The sequence below is a fragment of the Streptomyces corynorhini genome (assembly GCF_003346515.1).
Classification (GTDB): domain Bacteria; phylum Actinomycetota; class Actinomycetes; order Streptomycetales; family Streptomycetaceae; genus Streptomyces; species Streptomyces corynorhini.
Window position 1 is genome coordinate 1 of record NZ_QQNA01000188.1, and the last position, 8,571, is coordinate 8,571.

Genomic DNA, 8,571 nt, shown 5'->3' on the forward strand with positions numbered 1-8,571 from the left:
GCGACGCGCGCACCGGTGCCGGGACCGGCACCGGTGCGCGCGTCGCTGGGGGGCACGGTGTTCTCTCCTCTCGGCGGTCCGGTCGGGCGGGCGCGATCAGTGGTGAAGGGGGTTGGTGATGGTGACATAGACGGACTGGGTGTCGACGGGGCCGACGAGTTCGTCGAGACCGTGGAGCCGGGTGAGCAGGTTGGCCTTGCAGCGCAGGGTGGGGCTCTCCAGGAGCTGACCGGGCAGCGGGGAGCCGAGTCGGGTGGCGCCGGTGAGGAACTGCCGGAAGGCGGCGAGGAGTACGCGCTCGTCGGCGAGCCGCTGCGAGCCGAACGCTCCGATCAGCCCGAGGACGTTGTTGATGCCGAGGTAGTAGGCGAAGCGCTCGTCGGTGACGTCGTCCGAGACGAAGGTGTCGCTGACGGAGCCGATGCCGGGCAGTCTGCGCTCCAGGGCGAGGCGGTGGGACTCGCGGAAGTAGTAGCCCTGGTTGTCCCGGTAGCGGCCGCCGACGGGCCAGCCGTCCGCGTCCAGGATCACCAGGGTGTTCTGCTGGTGGGCTTCGAGGGCGATCCCCGCTGTGCCGTCCAGCCAGAGCACCGGACGTACGACGTGGTCGAGGTAGCGCAGGAACCACTCGGCGGACACGGCTCCGGGCGAGCGGCCGGTGCGGGCGGCGAGCGCCGAGACGGCCTCGGTCAGGCGGGTGGACATTCCGGTGCGGCCGGGGGCGGGCCGGGGCGCGGTCAGCCCGGCGATGCACACGGCGTCGTCGCTCCGGGAGAACGGGTTGTGCCGCAGCATCACGTCGAGGCCGGTCACCGGTTCACCCTCGGGGGTGTCGACGGCCAGCCAGGCGGGGTCGCGCACGATGTCGAAGCCGGGGTGGGCGGCCTGCCACTCCTTGGCCAGTCCGGCGCGCAGCAGGCGGTGGACCTCGACGCCCCGGTGCAGCTCCTTGCGGAGGTTCTCGCGGCGGGAGTTGGTGATGCGTACGCCGAGCGAGAGCTTGAGCATGGCGGCGGCGCCGGGCCGGTGCACGGTACGGATGGAGGAGGTGGGGTGCCAGGAGGCCCCGTGGGTGCCGAGGTCGTGGAGGAGGCCCGCGTCGAGAAGCCTGCCGACCTGCGGACGGTGCGTCACCTCGCGTGCCTGCCAGGGGTGGAGGGGCAGGGCGACGGTGTTGTCAGGAAGGGGGACGTCCCCGAGGAAGCGTGCGGTGAGCTGTTCCGCGGGCAGTACCCGCCCCTGTTCGGTCCATGCCGAGTCGGTGGCGAGTACGGACCGGTCGACTGCCATCCAGTGGAGCGGGAAGGAGCCGCGCAACTCGGGTGAGTACCGGCGCACTTCCGCCTCGGAGAGCCCCTCGCGGCTCTTGGGCGTGGGGTGCAGCGGGTGGCCGAGGAGCAGGGACTGCTCAGCGGTGAGGAAGAGGTCGGTGTCCTCGGGCGCGGCGGGGTCGTCTCGGCGGTCGGTGATGAACTCGGCGGTGTGCGTGAGGGAGTTGGCGACGCGACCGACCAGGTCGGCGCCCTGGTAGCGGCCCGATTCGCGGCCGAGGAGGGCGGCGACGGTGACCGCTTCCGCCGCCGGCGCGTCCTGGGGCGCGTTCTCCAGGAAGGGCATGCCGAAGCGGTGCCATCCCGTGGCGGACCAGTGGCGGACGGGGACGAGGAGGGCGGTGCCGCTGACGTCGAGAGGGACGCGCAGTACGGTGCCCTGCGGCCGGGGCAGGTCGTTCTCGCGGACCCAGCAGCGCAGCAGGTTCTCCACGGCCGCCGCGTCGGCCGCCTTCTGCGGGTCGGCGTGGTCGAGCTGGTCGGCCGCCGGGGCCGCGCCGCCGGCCAAGTCCGCCGCGCGCAGGGGTTGTTCGTCGAAGCCGCCCTCCGGTTGCCGTGGCACCGTCGCCGCCTCGGCGGTGGAGCGGCCGTTGGACTCGGGCACATCGGGTGAAGGTGTGGGGTTCACGGAGAGGGCTTCCTTGTGAGGTGTCCGGGGTCAGTTGGACGGGCCGGATTCTTTCCGGCGGAGCGCGGAGCGCTCGGCGGCGGCGAGTGCGTCGGCGAACCGGTCGAGAACGGCGACGGACTGCTCGTCGGTGAGCGTGAGCGGGGGAAGGAGTCGCACAACGGCCCTTTCCCGGCCGCCGAGTCCGACGATGAGGCCACGGTTCAGGCACTCCTGCTGGACAGCTGCCGCGAGCGCGGGGTCCGGAGGGGCAGGGTCACCTGCCGCCGGGGCGACGAGTTCCACACCGATCATGAGACCACGTCCGCGCACCTCCGCGACACAGGGGTGGTCGGCGGCGAGGCCCTGGAGCCGGGCGAGCATGCGCGCGCCGAGCGTGGCGGCGCGGTCGGCGAGCCGGTTCTCCCGTACGTGGGCGAGTGTGGCGGCGCCGGCCGCCATCGCGAGCTGATTGCCCTGGACGGCGCTCTCGTGGGCACCGCGCCGCCCGCTGTCCAGGTCCTCGTGGTACACGATCACGGCCAGCGGAAGGGAGCCGCCGATCGCCTGGGACATCACCATCACATCAGGAGTGATCCCGCTGTGCTCCACAGCCCAGAAGGTACCGGTCCGCCCCACTCCTGTCTGCACCTCGTCGGCGATGAGCGGAATGGACCGGTCCGCGGTGATGCCGCGCATCCTGCGCAACCAGGTGTCGGGAGCGGGGATCACGCCGCCCTCGCTCTGCACCGGTTCGAGGATCATCCCCGCGGGGGCGCGCACTCCGCTGCCAAGGTCGTCCAGCAGGCCCTCGGTCCAGCGCGCGGCGAGTTCGCCGCCGCGCTCCCCGCCGGTGCCGAAGGGGCAGCGGTAGTCGTACGGGTACGGCAGCCGGATCGCCCCCTCCTCCTCGCCGTCGTCGGTGAAGGCGAGGGCGCCGGTGCTCGTCCCGTGGTCCGCCCCGGTGAAGGAGAGCAGTCCGGTGCGGCCGGTGGCGGCGCGGACGAGTTCCAGGGCGGCCCCGACCGCGTCGGTACCCGCGGGCCCGCAGAACCGCACGCGGGCGTGGCGGGCGAACCGGGGCGGCAGCGTCGCGAACAGTTCGGTGGTGAAGGCGTCCTCGACGGGCGTGGCGAGATCGAGGACGTGCAGCGGGGCGCCCGAGTCGAGGACTTTCCTGATCGCCTCCAGGACCACCGGATGGTTGTGTCCCAGCGCCAGGGTTCCCGCGCCGGAGAGGCAGTCGAGGTACCGCCGGCCGTCGGCGCCCTCGATCGTCAGCCCCCGGGCGCGTACGGGAACGATGGGCAGCGATCTCGCGTAGGTACGGGCGGCGGACTCACGCGTGGACTGGCGGCGGAGGATGCCTTCGTGCGTGACGGTCGGTGCTGCCGGAGGCGGTTCGGTCATGGTCACGGCTGTCGGTCCTCCCGTTGTCACAGTGCGGTCCCCCGTCAGTACGGCGCCCGCCCGTCCGATGTTCGACGCGGGCATGGCGCCCCGCCGCCTCACCTACCAACGACCGGGCGGGCCGGGGATCACGGTCCGCGGGGAGATCCTCGGCATCCGGCCGGGCGGTCCCGGGGAGACAGTCCGGCCTCGGGAGCCGTCGGGGCGCGGAACCGCCGCCCTGCCGCCCGCCGTCCCCCTGGGCACGGCATAGTGGGGGCCGCATACCGGCGCGGCCACCGCGACCGGATGCGTCGTCCGAGTTCATTGTTCCGGAAAGTTCCGAAGTCCCAGGGGGATTTACGCCATGCGACCCATTCGCCCGACACTCGCCGCCCGCCGCGGAAGGAGCACACGGCCCAGAACCTCCCCCGTTCTCGCGGGTATCTCGATAGCCGCGGCGCTCGTGCTCACGGCGACGGGCTGCGGTGCCGACGAGGACTCCGCCGGGGAGAAGCCCACGGCGTCGGCGACCGGCGCGGCCAACGGCGCGATCACCATCCCCGACGATCTCAAGGACCGGCTCAAGGAGCACGGGATCGACATGGACAAGTGGCGGGGCGGTGAGTGGAAGAACTGGGACCGCGACAAGTGGCTTCGTGAGGCCAGGGATTACGTCAACCCCATCATCGAGGACCTGTGGGACTCGGACCGGATGCGGGAGGCGGAGAAGCCGCCGGAGAACCCGGTGGGCGAGCAGGACATCTCCGGTGACGAGGGAGTCACCGACCCGGAGCCGAAGCCGGTCACCGCCGAGGCGGTGAGCGCGCCGTACGGGCAGAACGCGGCCCAGTCCGGCAAGTTGTTCTTCGACGGTCCCGACGGCTCGATGGTCTGCTCGGCGACGGTCGTCGAGGACCCGGCCCACCCCGGAAAGTCCAACATGGTGTGGACGGCGGGGCACTGCGTACACGCGGGCAAGAGCGGCGGCTGGTACCGCAATCTGGCCTTCGTTCCCGCCTACAACGACCAGGCGCTGGCCACCGCGGACCTGGAGAACGCGTCCAAGGAGCAGATCGCCCCGCACGGTGTGTGGTGGGCCGACTGGGCGCAGACCTCCGCGCAGTGGATCGCGCAGGGCTCCTCGACGGGCGGTCTGGGCGCCCCGTACGACTTCGCGGTGATCCACGTCACCCCGGAGAAGGGCGGCACGGGCAAGTCCCTGGAGGAGACCGTCGGTTCGGCCCTGCCCGTCGATTTCGACGCTCCGGCCACCGCGCAGCTCTCGGACGTGAGGGCGACCGGCTATCCGGCGGCCCCGCCGTTCGACGGGCAGAAGCTCTTCCAGTGCCAGGACAGTCCGGGCCGGCTGTCGTTGAACGCCGACGACCCCACGATGTACCGCATCGGCTGCACCATGACCGGCGGTTCGTCCGGCGGCGGCTGGGTCGCGACCGGTCGCGACGGGGAGCCCGCCCTGATCTCCAACACGTCCATCGGCCCGGTCACGGCGGGCTGGCTGGCCGGACCGCGCCTCGGCGATGCGGCCAAGGGCGTCTACAACGGCGTCAGCAAGAAGTTCGCGGACCAGTAGAGACGTGAGTCCGCCCCCTCGTCGAGGAGGGGGCGGACTCGGCCGGGAACCGATCGGACAGGTCGGCCGGGACCGGGGGCGTGCCCCGGTCCCGGCCGGTCGATCCGGATCAGCCGGCCACCGGTACGTACGGGGCCAGCGCGGCCGCCAACTCCTCGTGGACCCGGGCCTTGAGCGCCGTGCCCTCCGAGGTGTGCTCCTCCGAGAGCACCTCGCCCTCGGCATGCGTCCGCGAGACCAGGGCGCCGTGCGTGTACGGCAGGAGCACCTCGACCTCGACCGCAGGGCGGGGCAGCTCCTCGTCGATCAGCGCCAGCAGCTCCGCGATTCCCTGCCCGGTACGGGCCGAGACCGCGATCGCGTACCGCTCGGCGCGCAGCAGCCGCTGGAGCACCAGCGGGTCGGCGGCGTCCGCCTTGTTGATCACCACGATCTCGCGCACGTCCAGCGCGCCCACGTCACGGATGACCTCGCGCACCGCGGCCAGCTGCTCCTCCGGCGCGGGGTGCGATCCGTCCACCACATGCACGATGAGGTCGGAGTCGGCGACCTCCTCCATCGTGGAGCGGAACGCCTCGACGAGGTGGTGCGGCAGGTGGCGCACGAAGCCGACCGTGTCGGCCAGGGTGTAGAGCCGACCGCTCGGGGTCTCGGCCCGGCGCACGGTCGGGTCCAGGGTGGCGAACAGCGCGTTCTCCACCAGGACACCCGCGCCGGTGAGCCGGTTGAGCAGGGACGACTTGCCGGCGTTGGTGTATCCGGCGATCGCCACGGACGGCACCTTGTTGCGGTGGCGCTCCTGCCGCTTCAGCTCGCGGCCGGTCTTCATCTCCGCGATCTCCCGGCGCATCTTCGCCATCTTCTCGCGGATCCGCCGACGGTCGGTCTCGATCTTGGTCTCACCGGGGCCGCGGGTGGCCATGCCGCCACCGCCGCCGCCACCCATCTGCCGGGAGAGCGACTGACCCCAGCCGCGCAGCCTCGGCAGCATGTACTGCATCTGGGCCAGGGCGACCTGCGCCTTGCCCTCACGGGACTTGGCGTGCTGGGCGAAGATGTCCAGGATCAGGGCCGTGCGGTCGACGACCTTGACCTTCACGACGTCTTCCAGGTGGATCAGCTGGCCGGGGCTCAGCTCACCGTCGCAGACGACCGTGTCGGCGCCGCTGCCCTGCACCAGGTCGGCCAGCTCCTGGGCCTTGCCCGAGCCGATGTACGTGGCCGGGTCGGGCTTGTCGCGGCGCTGCACCACACCGTCGAGCACCATGGCGCCCGCGGTCTCGGCGAGCGCGGCCAGCTCCGCCAGCGAGTTCTCGGCGTCCCGCACCGTGCCCGAGGTCCAGACGCCGACCAGCACGACGCGCTCCAGGCGCAGCTGGCGGTACTCGACCTCGGTGACGTCCTCCAGCTCGGTGGAGAGACCGGCCACCCGGCGCAGCGCGGCGCGCTCGGAGCGGTCGAGCTGATCGCCGTCCCGCTCTCCGTCGATCTCGTGGCTCCAGGCGACGTCCTCTTCCATCAGGGCATCGGCCCGAAGGCTGTCCGTGCGGGGATCCGCGGAGTTCTGCGCGGCCTGGGAAGGGGATGAAGAGGAGGTCATTGGATCCTTACGTCGAAAGAGAGAAGTCCGTTACATCGTCACAACGCGTGACGGTCGGGAATGATTCCCGGCCGCGTCGGCGACTCGTCGATGGTGGCACGGTTCGGCCCCGCCGTCACTCAGGTTTCGGCAGCGGTCGCGGTGCCCCGTGCCGGGGGGCCGGCGCTTCGCTGCGCCAGTCGGGGTGGCCGGGCATCGGCGGGGTCTTCTCGCCGTACAGCCACGGAGTGAGGAAGCCGGTGAGGTCGCGCCCGGCGGTCCGGGAGGCCAGGGAGACGAAGTCGGCGGTGGTCGCCGTGGCGTCCCGGTGCTCGCTCACCCAGGCGCGTTCCACGCGCTGGAAGGCGTCGGCACCGATCTCCTGGCGCAGGGCGTAGAGGATCAGGGCGCTGCCGTCGTACACCACCGGCCGGAAGAGGCTGATCTGCGCTCCCGCCGTGGGCGGCTCGGGGGCGGCCGGGGGGCCGCCGGCCGCTCGCCAGCCGTCGGAGCGGGTGTACGCGGAGCGCATCCGCTCCTCCAGGGACCTACCCGCGGGCGCGGAGGTGGCCGACGCGGTCTGTTCCTCCGCGTAGCGTGCCTCGTACCAGGTGGCGTGGCCCTCGTTGAGCCACAGGTCGGACCACCGGTGCGGTGAGACGCTGTTGCCGAACCACTGGTGGGCCAGCTCGTGGACCATGACCGATTCGACGTACCAGTCGGGGTACTCGGGGCGGGTGAACAGGGAGCGTTCGAAGAGCGAGAGCGTCTGGGTCTCCAGCTCGAAGCCGGTGTCGGCGCCCGCGACCAGCACGCCGTACGTCTCGAAGGGGTACGGCCCGACCTGCTCTTCCATCCAGCGCAGCTGCTCCGGGGTCTTGCGGAGCCGGGGCTCCAGCTTCTCGCGGTCCGCCGCGGGCACCACGTCGCGCACGGGCAGTCCGCGCGGCCCCTGCCGGTGGACGACGGCGGAGGTCCCGATGGAGATCTGTGCCAGCTCGGTGGCCATGGGGTGGTGGGTGCGGTAGGTCCAGGTGGTGTTCGGGCCGCGCCGGGTCTTCCCTTCGGGAAGACCGTTGGCGACCACGGTGAGCTGTTCGGGGGCGGTGACGCGGAAGGTGTAGTACGCCTTGTCGGCCGGGTGATCGTTGCCGGGGAAGACGCGGTGGGCGGCGTCCGCTTGGTTGGCCATCGCCAGCCCGTCGGAGGTGCGCAGCCAGCCGCCGCCCCGGCCGCCCGGATCGCTGGTGTGGTTGACGGTGATGCGCAGGCGCGTGCCGCTCTTGACCGGCTTCCGCGGTGTGAGCACCAGGTCCTCGCCGACCGTCACGAACCGCGCCTCGGCGCCGTTGATCTCGGCGGAGCGGACCTCGCCGTGGGTGAAGTCGAGATTGACGCGGTCGAGGGGCTGGGTGGCCAGTGCGTCGATCTTGGTGACGGCGTCCAGGGGCTTGGTGTTGTCGCCGCTGTAGGTGAAGGCGAGGTCGTAGGTCAGCACGTCGTATCCGGGATTGCCCAGATAGGGGAAGAGTGGATCTCCGATGCCGAGCGGTTGGGGCGCGGGCAGGGTGGCGGCGACGAGCGTGGCCGAGGCTGCGGCCAGCAGGGCGGCGCGCAGTCGGCGGGAGGTGAGCGGCATGCGCCATCGCTACCAGCGCCCGCCGGGCGCACGGCGACGGCGCGCGCCGCGCACACCCGAAAGGGGCAGGTCAGGGCGGAGTCGGCGGCCGGATGCCGGAGATACGCGAAGTTGACGCGCGGCGCCGGCCGGGAGGGCCCGGCCGGCGGTTCAGGCCGTGGCCGGCTGCTGGGCGCGGCTCACGTCGTAGACGCCCGGTACGTCGCGCATCGCCCGCATCAGGCCGGGCAGACCCGCGGCGTCGGGCAGTTCCAGGGTGTAGGTGTGGCGCACGCGCTGCTCGCTGGGTGGTTCGACGTTGGCGGCGACGATCGCGGCGCCCGCCGTGGCGATGGCCTCGGTGAGGTCGGCGAGCAGTCTGGGCCGGCCGAAGGACTCGGCGTACAGCGTGACGCGGCACTCCGGGGCGTCCCCCCAGCGCACCTCGACCGG

6 protein-coding genes are annotated in these 8,571 nt (G+C 72.2%); 1 reads left to right on the forward strand and 5 read right to left on the reverse strand.

The features are described 5' to 3' along the window. Nucleotides 1-96: 96 nt before the first annotated feature. Nucleotides 97-1,959 carry an IucA/IucC family protein gene (locus DVH02_RS22770; protein WP_114625684.1) on the reverse strand — a complete coding sequence of 621 codons (1,863 nt, stop codon included), beginning with the start codon at nucleotides 1,957-1,959 and terminating at the stop codon, nucleotides 97-99. A 30-nt stretch (nucleotides 1,960-1,989) separates the two neighbouring features. After that, nucleotides 1,990-3,354, reverse strand: a complete 1,365-nt coding sequence (locus DVH02_RS22775; protein ID WP_407697668.1) for a diaminobutyrate--2-oxoglutarate transaminase family protein — start codon at nucleotides 3,352-3,354, stop codon at nucleotides 1,990-1,992. 340 nt (nucleotides 3,355-3,694) lie between these two features. On the opposite strand from DVH02_RS22775, the gene DVH02_RS22780 reads away from it, so the two are divergent. After that, nucleotides 3,695-4,921 carry a trypsin-like serine peptidase gene (locus DVH02_RS22780; protein ID WP_199566381.1) on the forward strand — a complete coding sequence of 409 codons (1,227 nt, stop codon included), beginning with the start codon at nucleotides 3,695-3,697 and terminating at the stop codon, nucleotides 4,919-4,921. 109 nt (nucleotides 4,922-5,030) lie between these two features. Here the strand turns inward: DVH02_RS22780 and hflX are convergent, their stop codons facing one another. From hflX to DVH02_RS22795, 3 genes are all read right to left on the reverse strand, one after another. Continuing rightward, nucleotides 5,031-6,521 carry a GTPase HflX gene (gene hflX, locus DVH02_RS22785; protein WP_114625685.1) on the reverse strand — a complete coding sequence of 497 codons (1,491 nt, stop codon included), beginning with the start codon at nucleotides 6,519-6,521 and terminating at the stop codon, nucleotides 5,031-5,033. 115 nt (nucleotides 6,522-6,636) lie between these two features. Beyond that, entirely contained in the window at nucleotides 6,637-8,139 is a 1,503-nt protein-coding gene (locus tag DVH02_RS22790; RefSeq protein WP_114625686.1) for a M1 family metallopeptidase, read from the reverse strand. 150 nt (nucleotides 8,140-8,289) lie between these two features. Then, nucleotides 8,290-8,571, reverse strand: a 282-nt coding sequence (locus DVH02_RS22795; protein WP_325051396.1) for an ACT domain-containing protein, incomplete at its 5' end; no start/stop codon positions are given.

What these genes read in the sequence shown, in the direction of transcription:
- DVH02_RS22780 (WP_199566381.1), top strand. Translation starts at nt 3,695, where the DNA reads ATGCGACCCATTCGCCCGACACTCGCCGCCCGCCGCGGAAGGAGCACA.
- hflX (WP_114625685.1), bottom strand. Translation starts at nt 6,521, where the DNA reads ATGACCTCCTCTTCATCCCCTTCCCAGGCCGCGCAGAACTCCGCGGAT.
- DVH02_RS22790 (WP_114625686.1), bottom strand. Translation starts at nt 8,139, where the DNA reads ATGCCGCTCACCTCCCGCCGACTGCGCGCCGCCCTGCTGGCCGCAGCC.